We start from the raw sequence: 16,354 nt of genomic DNA, 5'->3' as shown, positions 1-16,354 counted from the left end.
CCTTATGGTTATTCCTGCTGCGCGCTAGGCAACGCTTTACAGGTGCTGCCTGAACAGCTGAACTTCAGTTCTGGGTGGCCGCCATAGTCATTGACATACATCATGGAGAACGCGCTCACCGCCCCATCAGTAACCGCAAAATCAAGGCTCGATTTCGGGGCGACCATAATTCCTGGGAAGCGAGTAATTTTGCTGCCCGCGCTATTCGTTAAACCAATAATCGTGACGTAATACGGCGTTGGGTTTTGCGCCGTCATCGTGCTGCCGTTTTTCTGGAACACCACTTGGTTTTGCCAGATCTCATTTTTGCTGGTGGGGATAATTGCCGCCGGACGATAGAAAAGCTTGATACGTGACTGCATAGCGAGTTGCAGCATGTTGGGCTTATTCGGCTTAGGCGGGATTTCACGCACGTTGAGATAAAATAGGCTTTCGCGATCCTGCGGCAGCGTGTTTATCGCACCGGTTTTGGTCACACGGGCAATCCCTTTCTGCCCACCGTTGATTCGCTGTAGCGGCGGCAAGACCATTAACGGCGAGGTGATCTTGTGACCTTCCGCGTCCTCTACCCATGACTGAGCCAAAAAAGGAATATCTGGACTCGTGTTGGACAGGTTGGCGCTCGATGAGCTCTCTTTTTCGGTAATAATGATCCGCGTGCGATCCAGTGAAACGCCCGCCTGCGCGTAGCCGGTCAGAACCGTCAGAGCCATCGCCGCTATCCAGCCGCATCCGCTATTTTTCTTCATGCTCATTTTTAGCCTTTTATGACAGTAATGGATTTGTTGCTTCGTCATAGATTTGTTGCTTCGGTTTAGCCGCATCGCTTAATGGCAAGGCAGCAAAACAGAATTCGAATAATTCGACGCTTTTGCCGGAATAGTGATCTTGCACTGTGTTTTTCCGTTCCAGACCACCTTGAGCGTCTCATCAGGATTAACACCGGCAAGCCACGCCTGACCGTCATCAAGCACCATCGCCACGCTGACACCGTCGCCATTAAAGACTTCAGCGCCGAAAGGCGGTGTGCTGCTATCAGAGCGGCGAATGTTTGCCATCATCTTCATCCCTTTTGCCATCCCAAAGGACTGGTAGCCGATAGCGCCTTCGGTTAGCGTGGTCGTGCTAATGGCTTTTGACGGCTCGATATCACTGTCCATCGCATCCACATCAACGCGAGTATCAAAACTGTTGTAGCTGACAACATCGGGCACCACCGCGATGCCAAATCGGTTGGTTCGCGATTTGCTTCCGTTTAGCGGAACGCCTGCAATACCGTTGGTGTCGACCATCATGCGAGCCGTGTTGAGCGTAGCTCCGCTGTTATGCAGCGCGGCGCCGTGTCGTGTCGCCGTGAAACCACCGCGCAGCGTGCTACTCAGCGCCACATAATGGCTTTGCTGATAGCTGAGGTTGCTGTTGATTTCTGCCATCTGCGAACGGTGCTGGTAATAACCATCCATATTGGCGTTGCCGCTTTGGCTGGCCCCTGCGCGCACTCGCCATAGGTTGTTATTGTCGCTATTGTCGGTGTACGACATCATCGGGCTGCTTTTGCCGTTATTGGTTTGCATATCCAAACCGGCCCAGCGGCTATCGCCAACCGGCACAGAGATTGAAATTGCAATCGAATCATCACGCCGATCTTTATAGTCGGTGCGATACGCAGAGAGATTGGCCGTAATACCGTTAATTTCACCGACGCGGAAAGTGCGTCCCAGTGACACGCCATAACGATCTTGGCTATTTCGATCCCAATAGTTTTGGTGGGTATAGGTCAAGAATGTGGTCAACGTTTTGCTCGGCTCATCAGCCCAGAACGTTTTGTTACCGGTGATGGTGTATAGCTCTTTCTCACGCCCAACATGGTCGTAATCCTGATAGCGTTCATCCATGTATTGCGCCATCGAGCGGAAGTCTTGTTGCGAGAATCGATAGCCCGCAAACGTGATAGAGCTATTGTATTCGTCAAAGGTTTTGGCGTAGCTGAGCTTGTATGACGTTCCTTTCAGGCGCTCGCCATCACGGTTTTGGCTCCATGATTCGGTAGCATCCACGGAAATAGCCCCAAACATGCTGAGATCGCGCCCAATCCCCATCGACATGGCGTTGTACTCTTCACCCGCCGTTTGCAAACCACCGTACAGAGACCACGCGTTGGAAATCCCCCACGAGAAATCCCCCGAGACAAAGCCCGGCCCTTGAGTTTGGTGGGTATAGCGCGAAGGCTGCCCCGCGGCGATGTTGTAACGTACGTAGCCCGGGCGCGTGAGATACGGAATATTGGCGGTATTCACCTGAAAGGTAGACACCGAACCATCCTGCTCTTCAACTTTGACGTCCAGCGTTCCACGCACCGAACTGCTTAGATCCTGAATATTGAATGGACCAGCTGGCACAGTAGTTTGATAGATTATTCGGCCGCTCTGGCTCACCGTCACTTTAGCGCTGGTGCGCGCTACGCCGTGTACTTCGGGCGCATAGCCTTGTAGATTTGGCGGCAGCATACGCTCGTCACTCGACAGATTGACGCCGGTGAAACGCAACGTATCGAAGACCTGCGAGTTAAGATAGATTTCGCCCAGCGTCAGTTTGGCCGCCATCATGGGCAGCGGACGATAGGCATAAATCTGGTTCCAATCAAAATCAAATTGGCGAGTTGAGTTGTAGTAGCTGGTCTGATATTCACTGCGAAAACGCCAGCCAGCCACATTGAACCCTGCCTGACCATAGCCTGACAAAGAATTGTAATCTTCACTGTGATCGAGTTGATGAGTGAGTTGGCCCGTCAGACTGTAGTCAAAAATGACGCCAGCAATACCGTTATCCCAGCGCTCCGGTGGCGTCCAATTGGGATCGTTATATTTCATCCACGCCTGCGGCACCGTAATATCCAGCGTTCCGGCATAGTTGCTGAGCTTAGCCCCTGGCAGGCTCTGCAAAACAAAACAGTTTTCTGAAACCTGCTCAACTTTGAGTCTGGCTTCTTCCTTCAATGCCAGCTTATCCAGCACGGCCTGACTGATGCAGGCTTGCGTGCTTTTACCATCGGGTAATAGCGCGTAATGCACCTTGTCTTGGCCTATCGGCTGGCCGTTAATTTTGATATCCAACAGGTAATCACCTGCGGCAACATAGTTGTCTGAAGCAAAACGGGATAAATCAACATGGGTGCGATCGGACGCATCCAATACGTCGGTATTAAATTCAACGAGATCGTCTGCATATACCGTATTGGCATAGCAGAAAATAATCACCTTTAAGGCCACTATTTTTAATTTTGTTTTTAGTGTTACCGACATGACAATTTATCCCGAATTAATCGACGGAATACGCCGAATACCCCAAATGGCATTGGTTAATTTTTTAGTTATAATCAATAAAAAAACGAGCAATAGCATAAAACTCACCGGCTTTAATATGTTTATTAACCGGAACCAGCGAGGCGGTAAATCTCAGAATATTACTCCCGTTACTTAAATCATATCCGGGAGAAGGTTGCCCTATTGTCAGCATACTTCCATGCTGATTACGTAAATGAATACCAAATCCCTCTCCTTCTCCGGTAACTAATAACGCTGACGGATCATGAGGAGATGAATTTCCAATAAAAGTGATCGTGGCATAAGGAAAGCTGTCATCAGCAGCCGTTTTATTTTTAATAACTCTGCACCCGGTAAGATGAACATTAAAATCTTTCGTTAGGTGACTTTCGCTATCCATATTAATATCACGAGCAGATACATCGCCAAAATCAACCCAGATCTCACGTGAAAGAGGATCAATGCCACAGGCAGTTTCAATCAGCTCACCAGACATTTCGACTTTCCCTGGTGTAATACTGGATGCCAGCGTGTCAGCGGAAAAAAACAGCGCATATAAAAAAAGCATCACTGATATTTTTTTCTTTATTCCTGACATCATGCTCGCTATCCCTACTGAATATTTCACAGGTAGAAAACGGGGGATATACGCCCCCCGTGTGCACCACTTCTAGGAGATTACTGGTAAGCGATCTGGAAGTTGATGGTTGACTGGAAAGAACCTGCGGTTACAGGGTTTGCAGTCTGATCCGCGCTGTCTGCTTTCACATAGGCAACAAATGGAATGGTGTTAGTACCGTTAACCAGCTGTACAGCCGTGGTGCCCTGACCCCAAACCACATCCTGGCTGGCGCTATCTTTCAGACCGATACCCGCATTAGACGCGGTACCTGAAGTGAACGCTGCCAGAGTTGCATCAGCTGGGCTTACACTAGTTGGGGTGTAAGAAACAACGGCGCTGGTCGCAACGGTAGTATCGCAATCCTGCAATTCGATGTTTTTCTGCACGTTACCTGCATGAGCACCGTTAGCCAGCGCTGAAACAGGGATCTGACCAAAATCGACAGATACTGGGCTAGAATTAGGTGATAAACCGCAGGCAGTATTCACCAATTCACCTTGGAATTGGATTTGGCCATTGGTCGTATCAGCCAGAACAGACATAGAACTTACAGCAGCGGTAAATGCTACGGCTAAAGCAACTTTATTCAATTTCATAAAAATTTCCTGCGTAATATAAATATCCTAAAAAAAGATAAAGAGCATTTAAGCCACAGGACGCAATCCAAGCGACAATAGAAGCTCTCTGTGTTATTGGTATAAATCCTTTTAAATAATTAAAGACGCCATGTGTTTATCATAATTATTATCCTGCTCCATCGGACGAACAAAATGCTATCAAATCCCATTAATCGTTAAAAGCCTTACAGCCAAAGAGGTTTAAGTACGTATTTAAAACTCGCAACAATGCTATATACGCTATTTTAATCTCGCGAAGTATTTGGAATCATCTTAGTCGCGCCATTTTTTAATATCGGAAAATACTTAGATATAGTTTTTCCTATACAGTTAATACACGCCAGCACACCACATACGTGTATTAATAATTAATAGAGAGTGAGAAACGTTAAACGAAGTTACATTAAGGAGTGGCAATAAGACGTGGCAATAAAATAGGAGGAAGTTTGTTGTCTCTAGAGAACAGCCAGAAAACTGGCTGTTCTAGAACTATAATAGCATCAGGGCTTATGGCAGCTCGTTACCGGCTGCGCGATAAATTTCATACCATTCTTCACGCGTTAACGTGATATCGCAGGCCTGACATATTTGCTTGAGGCGCGAAGTGCTCATCGTGCCTGAAATCATCTGCATATTGGCTGGATGACGTAAAATCCACGCCGTCGTAATAGTGGTATTTGATACGCCATAACGCGCCGCAATCTCATCAATTTTCTGATTCAGTTCTGGGAACTTAGGATTGCCGAGGAATACGCCTTCAAACATACCGTATTGGAACGGGGACCATGCCTGAATCGTCACGTCATTTAAACGGCAATAGTTCAATACTTCACCGTCGTGATCAACACTCGACGCATTTTCCATATTGACGTTAATACCACTGCGGATCATACCGCTATTGGTAATACTCAATTGAAGCTGATTCGCCAAGATCTTTTGGCTCATAAACTTTTGCAGTAAAGCCATCTGCATTGGGCTTTGGTTTGAAACACCAAAACGGCGCACTTTGCCGGTATTCAGTAAGTGATCAAACGCCTCGGCCACTTCTTCCGGTTCCATTAGCGCATCAGGGCGATGCACCAGCAGCATATCGAGATAGTCGGTATCTAAACGCTCTAAGATGCCGTCTACTGATTTTAAAATGTGCTCTTTAGAGAAATCGAACAGGCCTTTACGAATCCCGCATTTAGACTGTAGGAAGACCTTCTCACGACGGTCATCATTGAGCTTGGCTGCGCGAGCAAAAATACGCTCACATTCGCCGCCGCCATAGATATCTGCGTGGTCGAAGAAGTTTGCGCCCAAATCCAGCGCGGTTTGCACAAAAGTTTCGGCCTCTGCGGCTTTCAACTCATCCATACGCATGCAGCCCACCACAATGGCCGGAACATGCAGGGTAGAACCACCTAATTTAATTTGTTTCATCAAACTGCCCTATCTGGTTAGCGGTGCCGAATCACGGCCACCGCTATTGATGATGACGAAAATCGCCGCAAAAAATGCCATGTCATACTCTAGCTTATCCCCCTAATAATTGGACTGGCTTCAAGTATAAAGGGGTTAAATCGCTCGCTCTGGTTCAGTCACAAAGCGCTGGCGATACTCTCGTGGAGTTAGCCCGGCATCACGGGTAAACACCACGGAAAAATAGTTGCTGTCTTCAAAACCGCAGCGCGTCGCAATTTCACTGATACGATAGTCGCTGCGTCTCAATAATCGCTTAGCCTGACACAGACGTAGCTGACGCAGATAATGGCTGATCGACATCCCTGTTTGCTGGCGAAATAGCTGTTTCAGCGAGCGCTCGACCAACTGATGCTCTGCGCAAAAAGCCGATAAATCGAAATGGCTGTCGAGTCCACCTTGCAGTGATGCCATCAGCAAATCAAGCTGTTCGCCAGCCGGTAGCAAATAGACACTCTCCGCCGTGTAACGATAACGTTTTAGCACAATCGCTAACTGCAGTAGCAGAGCTTCAGTCAACTGAATCGAAAGTGCGTCGGTTTTACGGCTCTCTTGCGCCAGCTGAGCAATAATCGGCCTCGCCTGCGCTAAACCACCGGTGCTTAAACGCCAATGATTCTGTCGAGTCGACTCATCAAACGGTGGCAATAATAGATTCCATTGGGCGTTTAAACGTAAACGCTCGGGACAATAGATGATATTGTCCAGAACCAGATCGTTAACCGATTCGTAGCTATGACAGTCCTCGGCGTTGATATAGAAAATATCGCCGCAGGTTATCCGATACGGTCGATCGTTGAGAACGTGCAAACCGTTGCCACGCCAAACGATCACGATCTCGCAAAACTGGTGGGAATGTTCGGCAAAAACCTGCTGTGGATAACGATCCGCAACCGCGACCGGCATCTGTTCTGAAGGAAAATAATCCCGATTCTCCAGCACTAACGGCTTTCGCATTCCCCGCCTCCCACGCTTATTTAGCCAGAAAGTATCACAGAATCATCATGGTTTTACGTTGACGGCTTTCTCGATTCCGCACATTGCATTCCGCCGTTAAGTAACAAAATGTCACTTGGCTTAGCGTGACTGAGCCACTATCCCTGATAACGCAAGGCTCGAGGAGATTGGTCAAATTCGCGTTTAAAAAGCGTAGAAAAATGATTGCTGTCGCCAAAACCGCACTGATAGGCAATATCCGTCACGCTGCTATCGCTGTGGCAAAGTTGGTGACGAGCTTGCAAAAGTCGCAGGCGAGTCAGATAGCGCTGCGGCGTCATGCCCGTGTGGTTCTTAAGCTGACGGTGTAAGGTGCGAAGCGGCAACGAGAAGCGATCCGCTAATTCCGTCCACTCCACAGATTCGGCGTAGTGATGCTGTAACCAATCTAATAGCTGACGCAAACGCCCTTCCTGATCGTCCCCGACCTGAGCAGAACACCCCTGCCAAAGCTGCACAATAAGCTGCATAAAGACGCTTTCATGTAACGCAATATCCTCGGCTCGCTCGCTGGCCGGTGTTTGTTCGAGTTTCGCCATCAGCATTTTTACCTGCGCTAACACCTGCTGGCTGATACGCCAATGTGAGGGATAAACCCCTTCGGATTCTCGCGGTAAAAATTGCTCAACGCCCGATAAAAACTTAAACGCATCCGGTGCACGGAAGAGCACATTGGTGAGAAAAAGGCCGTCTGTATGCTCAAACAAATGACGATCGTGATCGCGAACGAAACATACACAGCCGCTGTTGAGCGTATAGGGATTGCCGTTGAAAACGTGCACGCCAGCGCCCTGTTCTACAATCACAATTTCATAGAAATCATGGTGATGTTCAGGAAATTCCGGCTGCGGAGCGCGAGGTTCAATGGCGACAGGCGCATAGCCAGAAGAGAAAAAATCAATACTGTGCAAAACCGTCATCGTCAGACTCCTTATCTTATCGGGGTATCAACGCGGGTGATTTCTCCAGCGGTATGCTATGGCTCGATAGTAGAAGAAGGCTGAAAAATGAACCTTAAACTTTTGACGTCAAAACGGCTTTTCGCGTTCGTTAATTTAAGAATGCACGACCAATATTAAGAAATGCGGCGAACATCACAGGCCAGCGCATCTAAGAACTGTGACTTACTTCACTTTCACCTTTGCCGTATTGCCATCGCCATAATTTCACTGGCATTCATGAGAAGGTGCCCCACCAAGCAAGTTTCTACACTGACCGTCATTGATAAATAAGAATGTTCAACGACGGACGGTTCAACATGACGACACGCCATATTGCCGCAATCGATCTTGGTGCCTCCAGCGGGCGAGTGATGCTGGCGAGTTACCACGTCGGCACGCAACACCTTACGCTAAAAGAGATCCGCCGCTTTACCAATCGGCTGGTACCTCGTGACGGTTTTGATACTTGGGATCTTGATGCCCTTGAGCAGGAAATTCGTACCGGGCTTGAGCAAATTGATGCTGAAAATATCCCATTAGACAGCATTGGCATTGATACCTGGGGCGTAGATTTTGTGTTGTTGGATGCCAGCGGCGAACGAGTCGGCCATCCCGTCGCTTATCGAGACGATCGTACCCACGGCCTGATGGCACAGGCGCAAGAGCACTTAGGTAAACCGTTTATCTATCAACGTACCGGCATTCAGTTTTTGCCCTTCAATACCCTTTATCAGCTGCGTGCGCTCAGCGAACAGCAGCCTGAGTTGCTGGATCGGGTTGAGCATTTGCTGCTTATTCCCGATTACCTTCATTACCGTTTAACAGGGCAAATGAACTGGGAATACACCAACGCCAGTACAACACAGCTGTTGAATATCCACAGCGGCGATTGGGATACCGATTTGCTGAACTATGCCGGTGTTCCGGCTCGTTGGTTTGGCAAACCGACCCAGCCGGGTCAGCGTATCGGTTGCTGGCAAAGCCCGAAAGGACAACAGGTTCCAGTCGTTGCCGTTGCCACCCATGACACTGCCAGCGCGGTGATTGCCACCCCAATGCAGGATAGCGATTCGGCCTATCTCAGCTCAGGTACATGGTCATTAATGGGCATTGAAAGCCGTACGCCGTTCACCGATAGCCATGCGTTGCAGGCCAATATCACCAATGAAGGGGGGGCAGAAGGCCGCTATCGGGTACTGAAAAATATTATGGGCTTATGGTTGCTACAGCGCGCAACCCAAGAGCTGGGCGTTCAGTATCTGCCCGATCTGATTGCAGAGGCCGCTCAGCAGTCTGCACACCATTTTCTGATTAACCCGAACGACGAGCGCTTCATCAACCCAGCCAATATGTGTTTGGAAATTCAAAACGACTGCCGCGAGCGTGGCGTTCCGGTGCCCGAAACACCGGCAGAACTGGCGCGCTGTATTTTTGACAGCTTGGCGAAACTCTATCAGCAGGTGGCCGAAGAGCTTGCTGAACTGCGCGGTAAGCCGATCAGCCATTTACATATCGTCGGCGGGGGCAGCCAAAACCGTTTCCTCAATCAGCTGTGCGCCGATCTCTGCAACATCGAAGTCAGCGCGGGCCCCGTTGAAGCTTCAACCTTAGGCAATATCGGCTGCCAGTTAATCGCGCTGGGCGATATCGCCGATGTGCATGCTTTCCGCCGCGTGGTGGCAAATAACTTCCCGCTGGAACATTTTTTACCCAACCCATCTCACCACTCTTTATCCGCATCGCTCAGCAACGGCGGTGCGCAAACCTCTGCCCAATTCAAAGGAACATGTGTATGACCACTTCAATCGATCAGGCTTGGGAACTGGCTAAACAACGTTTTAACGCTGTTGGCGTAGACGTCGAAAATGCGCTGAAAACCATGGAGAAACTGCCAGTTTCGATGCACTGCTGGCAGGGCGATGACGTTGCCGGTTTTGAAAATCCTGAAGGTTCACTGACCGGCGGTATTCAGGCCACCGGTAACTATCCGGGCAAAGCGCGCAACGCCGCAGAGCTGCGTGCCGATTTAGAAATGGCATTAACGCTGATCCCAGGGCCAAAACGCCTGAATCTGCACGCGATTTATTTAGAATCTGATACGCCGGTCGCACGTAATAAAATCGAGCCGTGCCATTTTGCTAACTGGGTTGAATGGGCTAAAAAACACCATTTAGGCTTAGATTTTAACCCTTCCTGTTTCTCTCACCCGCTGAGCGCCGATGGTTTTACTCTCTCATCCGCCAACCCCGAAACACGCCAGTTCTGGATTGAACATTGCCAAGCCAGCCGCCGTATTTCAGCCTATTTTGGCGAACAGTTGGGTACGCCGTCCGTCATGAATATCTGGATCCCAGACGGCATGAAAGACACGCCGATTGACCGCTTGGCTCCGCGTCAACGCTTGGCTTCGGCGCTGGATGAGGTTATCGCTGAAAAACTAAACCCGGCACATCACATCGACGCGGTTGAAAGCAAACTTTTCGGCATCGGCGCTGAGAGCTATACCGTGGGCTCAAACGAGTTTTACCTCGGCTACGCTGCCAGTCGCCAGACTGCTCTGTGTCTGGATGCCGGTCACTTCCATCCAACAGAAGTAATCTCCGACAAAATTTCCAGCGCCATGCTTTATGTGCCTCGTTTGCTGCTGCACGTTAGCCGCCCAGTACGCTGGGACAGCGACCACGTGGTCTTGCTCGACGATGAAACTCAGGCCATTGCCAGCGAAATCGTCCGCCACAACCTGTTTAACCGCGTGCATATCGGCTTGGACTTCTTCGATGCTTCCATCAATCGCATTGCGGCCTGGGTAATTGGTACGCGCAATATGAAAAAAGCCCTGCTGCGCGCACTGCTAGAACCGACTAACCATCTGCGTAATTTGGAAGAAAGCGGTGACTACACGGCACGTCTGGCTCTGCTGGAAGAACAAAAATCGCTGCCTTGGCAGGCGGTATGGGAAATGTACTGCCAGCGCAACGACGTTCCCGTTGATGCCAGTTGGCTAAAAGCAGTGCGCGAATATGAAGAACACATTTTGTCTCAGCGTTAAGTGATAAATAAAAGGAATAAAAACTATGCAATCTATCATCGATTCCTGGTTCGTTCAGGGCATGATTAAAGCCACCAGCGATATGTGGCTCAAAGGCTGGGATGAACGTAACGGAGGCAACGTTAGCCTGCGTTTATTAGAGGAAGAAGTCGCACCGTTTCGCGCCGATTTTAACTCACAGCCGCGCTGCGTTGAGCTGACACAGCCTGCCACCGAACTCGCCAATAGCTGGTTCTTAGTGACCGGCTCAGGCAAATTTTTCCGCAACGTACAAATTGCGCCGCAGGAAAATCTGGTGCTGCTACAGGTTAGCGCCGATGGCATGGCCTACCACATCCATTGGGGATTAACCAAAGGCGGCCTGCCAACCTCTGAACTGGCCGCGCATTTCCAATCGCATATCGTACGTATGCAGGTTACCGGCGGCGATAACCGCGTCATCATGCATTGTCACGCCACCAATTTGATTGCGCTTAGCTACGTGCATGATTTGGACAATGCCAAATTTACCCGTCTGTTATGGGAAGGTAGCACCGAGTGTTTAGTCGTGTTTCCTGACGGCATTGGCATCGTACCTTGGATGGTACCGGGCACCGACGGCATCGGCACGCAAACCGCAGAGCAAATGCGCCAGCACGGTTTAGTACTATGGCCTTTCCACGGAATTTTCGGCAGTGGCCCAACGCTAGACGATGCTTTTGGCCTGATCGATACCGCTGAAAAATCCGCGGAGATTATGGTGAAAGTGCTGTCGATGGGAGGGAAAAAACAGACGATCTCCACGCAGGAGCTGATTGCGCTCGCCGCACGCTTTGGTGTTACGCCAATGGCTGCGGCACTTGAAGATTAATCGCTGAGAAAGACCGATCGCATGCGCTTCTCCTTAGGAAGCGCATTACAACGGTTTTTCATTTTCAGGAGCAATATCATGAGTTTCATGCTGGCATTACCGAAAATCAGCCTGCACGGCAACGGCGCTATCGTCGATATGGTAAAACTGCTTGGCGACAAAAAGTGGGGAAAAGCGCTGATTGTTACCGATGGTCAGTTAGTGGAAATGGGGTTGTTAGACAGCCTGTTTAGTGCGATGCAGCAGCAAAACCTGCCATACGCACTGTTTAAAGATGTGTTTCCAAATCCAACCGAAGAATTAGTTCAGGCAGGTTTTCAAGCCTATCAGCAAAACCAGTGTGATTACCTGATTGCCTTCGGCGGTGGTAGCCCAATTGATACCACCAAAGCCATTAAAATTCTGACCGCCAATCCCGGCCCTTCCACCGCCTATTCTGGCGTGGACAAGGTGAAAAATGCCGGTGTGCCGCTGGTCGCCATTAATACCACGGCGGGAACTGCCGCTGAGCTCACCAGCAACGCGGTGATCATTGATAGCCGACGTCAGGTGAAAGAGGTGATTATCGACAGCAATATTATTCCTGATATTGCCGTGGACGATCCGGCGGTGATGCTAAATATTCCCGCTTCGGTAACCGCCGCAACCGGTATGGACGCGCTAACCCATGCAATTGAAGCCTATGTTTCCGTAGGCGCGCATCCACTGACCGATCACTCGGCGCTGGAGTCTATTCGCATGATCGCCGAATGGTTACCGCTGGCGGTGGACAATGGGCAGAACCTTCAGGCACGTGAAATGATGGCCTATGGGCAATATCTGGCAGGGATGGCTTTTAACAGCGCCGGACTGGGTTTAGTTCATGCATTAGCGCATCAGCCGGGGGCGACTCATAATCTGCCACACGGCGTATGTAACGCCATTTTGTTGCCGGTGGTTGAAGCCTTTAATCGCCCTAATGCGGTTTCCCGCTTCGCTCGAATCGCGCAGGCAATGGGAGTTAATACTCAGGAAATGGATGAAGAGCAGGCCAGCCACAGCGCTATCGCGGCCATTCGTGAGCTCTCGGCACGCGTTGATATTCCATCTGGATTCCACGCGCTGGGTATCAAAGAAAGCGATATCGACGGCTGGTTAGATAAAGCGCTGGCCGATCCCTGTGCGCCGTGTAATCCGCGTAGCGCAGATCGTGAGCAGGTTCGGGCGCTCTACCTTCAGGCGATGTAAGGAGGAAATATGATCCGTAAAGCCTTTGTCATGCAGGTTAATCCAGATGCTCACGCAGAGTATCAGCGCCGCCACTCGCCGATTTGGCCAGAGCTGGAAGCCGAATTAAAAGCGCATGGCGCACACAATTATTCGATCTTTTTGGATGAGAAACGCCATCTGCTGTTTGGCTTCGTTGAAATTGAATCCGAAGCGCGTTGGAATGCGATTGCACAGACCGAAACCTGCCAGCGCTGGTGGAAACATATGGCCGATGTAATGCCGAGCAACGCGGACAACAGCCCAGTTACCGATGAGCTTAACGAGGTGTTTTATCTTCGCTGAAGGATCTTATTTTTTTACTAAAAATGCGCAAAACAGCAGGTGACCTACTTGCTGGATGACTATATGATCCCTGCGTCTGTTTCGGGCGTAGGGATCCGTCTATTTAAATCAGGCATTCCCTTCGACATGGTCGTCTCACTAATGAGTCCTATTCTATTTTAATGGATATGGCTGGCGTGCTCACCAATGATTTCAATACTCAAACATCCTTCGCGATTTGGCATTATGCTGCTATTGCTTTTCTTGGCTGGCTGTTCAAGCAAACATCATTATAAAAAGTACGACACCCATGCCTACGACGATGTTATCGAAGATGCTGCCGATGACTATAAGGTCGATCCCAAACTTATCGCCGCGATTATTCAGGTAGAATCCAGCTTCAACCCAGAAGCCGTCAGCCCTTCGAACGCCATCGGTCTCATGCAGCTCAAAGCCTCAACCGGCGGGTGTGATGCCTATCGTTATAAAGGTAAACGCGGCTGCCCTGACGACGATGATTTACTCGATCCCGAAACCAATATCGATTTAGGTGCCGCTTACATCAGCGCGATCCAGCATCAACAGCTGAATTGGATTGACGATCCTGTAACTCGTCGCTATGCAACCGAGGTGGCTTACGCTAACGGCGCAGGCGCGCTGCTGCGTACTTTTTCGAGCAATCGCAAAACCGCGATTCAGATGATTAATCAGCTTTCACCGGAAGCGTTCCACTGGCACGTGCGGCAATATCATCCTGCGGCACAGGCTCCGCGTTATATGGCGAAGGTCGAGCAGGTTTACAATAGTTTATAAGAGTTGGAGTAATCCCCCCTCCCAACCTCCCCCTTGGCAGGGGGGAGGGACTGATCGAGTTCTCGCATCCAACGCCGAATCGGTTCTCTCCCCTGCCAAGGGGAGGGTTAGGGTGGGGTCATACAGCACGATCGGCTTTAATAACATCAATCCTCTTCACCTCTGCCGTTTGCCGGTTCTCCCACATCACCGTGAGTAAGCGTTGCAGCCCGATAAATGCGAACAACAAAATCCCTATTGCGATTTTGGTCCACCATGAGCTAAGCGTGCCGTCAAAGTTGATATAGGTTTGAATCAATCCCTGAATCGCAACCCCAAACAGCGTGCCCAAAACGGTTCCCACTCCGCCGCTCAGCAACGTGCCACCAATCACCACGGAGGCGATGGCATCCAGCTCAACACCCATTCCTGCTAGCGCATAGCCCGCAGAGGTATAAATGGAAAATACGATGCCCGCTAACGTCGCCAATCCAGTTGAAAGCATATAAATACGGATGGTGGTGCTGCGGGTTGAAATCCCCATCAGATTGGCCGATGTGGCATTACCGCCAATCGCATAAACCTGATTACCAAAGCGTGTACGATTGGCCAAAAAGATCCCCAGCACGACCACTGCCAACATCAATAGCGCCATGGCGCTCAAGCGCCCTCCTCCTGGAATTTTCCAAGCCAGTGAGGAGAGCGTGGTGTATATCGGATGATCGATAGGCAACGACTCTTCTGAAACCAAATAGCTGGCACCGCGCAGAAAAAACATGCCTGCTAGCGTGATGATAAACGCCGGAATTTTTAGCGCATCAATCAACCATCCCATGAAGGCCCCGAAGCCGCATCCCATCACGAGCACCAACGGAAAAGCCACCAGCGGCGACATATGATAATCACCTATCATGCGCGCCAGAAATACGCCGGTAAAAGCGATCACCGAACCAACAGAAAGATCGATACCACCCGACAAGATCACAAACGTCATCCCAACGGCGACAATACCGAGAAAAGCATTGTCTGTGAGGATATTACAAATCACACGCGTGGTAGCAAAACCGGGAAACTGGCTCAAACAAAACAGATATCCCAGTACAAAAACCGCCAGCGTAATCATCAACGGCAAATTACGTTTAAGCATGGCGCGGCTTCCTGCTGATTGCGGCGAGAAAACGCGGTGACTGGAACACTAAAACAACCAATACCACCACGGCTTTAACCACCTGATTCAATTCCGGTTGGAATCCTGAAAGCAAAATGCCGGTGTTCATTCCTTGGATAATTAACGCCCCAAGTATCGATAGCAGGAGATTAAATCGGCCTCCCATCAGCGATGCACCGCCGATAACCACGGCCAAAATGGCATCCAACTCTAGCCATAACCCAGCATTATTCGCGTCGGCGCCGCGTATATCCGCCGTCACAATAATCCCTGCAATCGCAGCGCATAGGCCGCTCAGCATGTAGGTTCCCATGACGATCAGCCGCGTATTCACCCCTGCATTTTTCGCCGCTCGGATGTTAATCCCTACCGCTTCAATAAAAAGCCCGAGCGCGGTTTTACGCGTCAGTAGCCAGAAGGATAACAAGGTCAGTAACGTGATAATCACCGGCGTGGGGAGCAAAAAGAGTGAACCGCTGCCCAGCCACGATAGTGAGGGGGAGTTGAAAGTGACAATCTGCCCTGCCGTAATCAATTGGGCTACGCCTCGTCCTGCAACCATCAGAATCAGCGTGGCGACAAACGGCTGAATTTTTAGGAGTGCCACTAAAATGCCATTCCACAGCCCAGATAAAAGGCCGACGCCAAGCGCGGATAAAATCACGATTGGCAAACCATAACCCTGAACCGTTAACGAAGCGGCGGTCGCCCCTGAGATTGCCATCACCGCGCCCACGGAAAGATCGATACCGCCAGTCGCAATCACCAGCGTCATACCTATCGCCAAAAGCGCCACTGGCGCACAGCGGTTGAGGATATCGATTAAGCTGCCAAACAAGCGCCCATCTTGAATATGAATAGAAAAGAAATTATTGGCGACAACGCTATCAACCAGTAACACCACAACCAACGCCACAATTTGCGGCATACCCGTTGGCCATCGTAGCCGTGAGGTTTTGGAGGGATTGGCATCGGGCAAAGAACCAGACATGGCGTTCATCT

At 50.0% G+C, this 16,354-nt stretch carries 15 protein-coding genes; 6 read left to right on the top strand and 9 right to left on the bottom strand.

The window, feature by feature from the left end; translation table 11 throughout:
• Positions 1–8: 8 nt before the first annotated feature.
• The 7 genes from CPY98_RS05325 to rhaS form a co-directional block, all read right to left on the bottom strand.
• Positions 9–749 carry a molecular chaperone gene (locus tag CPY98_RS05325; protein ID WP_369828315.1) on the bottom strand — a complete coding sequence of 247 codons (741 nt, stop codon included), beginning with the start codon at positions 747–749 and terminating at the stop codon, positions 9–11.
• A 78-nt stretch (positions 750–827) separates the two neighbouring features.
• Positions 828–3,302, bottom strand: a complete 2,475-nt coding sequence (locus CPY98_RS05320) for a fimbria/pilus outer membrane usher protein (protein ID WP_096386650.1) — start codon at positions 3,300–3,302, stop codon at positions 828–830.
• A gap of 64 nt (positions 3,303–3,366) precedes the next feature.
• Positions 3,367–3,924, bottom strand: a complete 558-nt coding sequence (locus CPY98_RS05315) for a fimbrial protein (RefSeq protein WP_043491739.1) — start codon at positions 3,922–3,924, stop codon at positions 3,367–3,369.
• Positions 3,925–4,001: 77 nt separating this feature from the next.
• Complete coding sequence (locus tag CPY98_RS05310) at positions 4,002–4,541, bottom strand: fimbrial protein (protein WP_025800615.1); 540 nt, start codon at positions 4,539–4,541, stop codon at positions 4,002–4,004.
• Between the two features lie 528 nt (positions 4,542–5,069).
• Entirely contained in the window at positions 5,070–5,987 is a 918-nt protein-coding gene (locus tag CPY98_RS05305; protein ID WP_046458592.1) for an aldo/keto reductase family oxidoreductase, read from the bottom strand.
• A 135-nt stretch (positions 5,988–6,122) separates the two neighbouring features.
• Positions 6,123–6,983, bottom strand: coding sequence for an HTH-type transcriptional activator RhaR (gene rhaR / locus CPY98_RS05300; protein WP_043491734.1), 861 nt, complete (start codon positions 6,981–6,983; stop codon positions 6,123–6,125).
• A gap of 137 nt (positions 6,984–7,120) precedes the next feature.
• A complete protein-coding gene (gene rhaS / locus CPY98_RS05295) occupies positions 7,121–7,942 on the bottom strand; it encodes an HTH-type transcriptional activator RhaS (protein WP_025800612.1) in 822 nt (273 codons plus the stop codon).
• A 338-nt stretch (positions 7,943–8,280) separates the two neighbouring features.
• Between rhaS and rhaB the strand changes: the two genes are divergently transcribed.
• The 6 genes from rhaB to CPY98_RS05265 all read left to right on the top strand — a co-directional run bounded on the left by rhaB (position 8,281) and on the right by CPY98_RS05265 (position 14,205).
• Positions 8,281–9,759: a rhamnulokinase gene (gene rhaB / locus CPY98_RS05290; protein WP_096386648.1), complete on the top strand. Its 1,479-nt coding sequence runs from the start codon at positions 8,281–8,283 to the stop codon at positions 9,757–9,759.
• Entirely contained in the window at positions 9,756–11,012 is a 1,257-nt protein-coding gene (locus CPY98_RS05285) for an L-rhamnose isomerase (RefSeq protein ID WP_043491729.1), read from the top strand. The genes rhaB and CPY98_RS05285 overlap by 4 nt, the downstream gene beginning before the upstream one ends.
• 25 nt (positions 11,013–11,037) lie before the next feature.
• Positions 11,038–11,862: a rhamnulose-1-phosphate aldolase gene (rhaD, locus tag CPY98_RS05280; protein WP_025800609.1), complete on the top strand. Its 825-nt coding sequence runs from the start codon at positions 11,038–11,040 to the stop codon at positions 11,860–11,862.
• 78 nt (positions 11,863–11,940) lie between these two features.
• Entirely contained in the window at positions 11,941–13,089 is a 1,149-nt protein-coding gene (gene fucO / locus CPY98_RS05275) for a lactaldehyde reductase (RefSeq protein ID WP_096386645.1), read from the top strand.
• Between the two features lie 9 nt (positions 13,090–13,098).
• Positions 13,099–13,413, top strand: a complete 315-nt coding sequence (rhaM, locus tag CPY98_RS05270) for an L-rhamnose mutarotase (RefSeq protein ID WP_043491725.1) — start codon at positions 13,099–13,101, stop codon at positions 13,411–13,413.
• Positions 13,414–13,599: 186 nt separating this feature from the next.
• Positions 13,600–14,205: a transglycosylase SLT domain-containing protein gene (locus CPY98_RS05265; protein ID WP_025800606.1), complete on the top strand. Its 606-nt coding sequence runs from the start codon at positions 13,600–13,602 to the stop codon at positions 14,203–14,205.
• Between the two features lie 118 nt (positions 14,206–14,323).
• Here the strand turns inward: CPY98_RS05265 and yjfF are convergent, their stop codons facing one another.
• Complete coding sequence (gene yjfF / locus CPY98_RS05260; RefSeq protein WP_025800605.1) at positions 14,324–15,331, bottom strand: galactofuranose ABC transporter, permease protein YjfF; 1,008 nt, start codon at positions 15,329–15,331, stop codon at positions 14,324–14,326.
• Positions 15,324–16,343 carry a galactofuranose ABC transporter, ATP-binding protein YtfT gene (gene ytfT, locus CPY98_RS05255; RefSeq protein ID WP_096386643.1) on the bottom strand — a complete coding sequence of 340 codons (1,020 nt, stop codon included), beginning with the start codon at positions 16,341–16,343 and terminating at the stop codon, positions 15,324–15,326. Before ytfT ends, yjfF begins: the two co-directional genes overlap by 8 nt.
• Between the last annotated feature and the right edge of the window lie 11 nt (positions 16,344–16,354).

The sequence above is a fragment of the Hafnia sp. CBA7124 genome (genome assembly GCF_002355555.1).
Taxonomy (GTDB): domain Bacteria; phylum Pseudomonadota; class Gammaproteobacteria; order Enterobacterales; family Enterobacteriaceae; genus Hafnia; species Hafnia alvei.
This window is presented reverse-complemented; position numbering and strand designations above follow the sequence as displayed.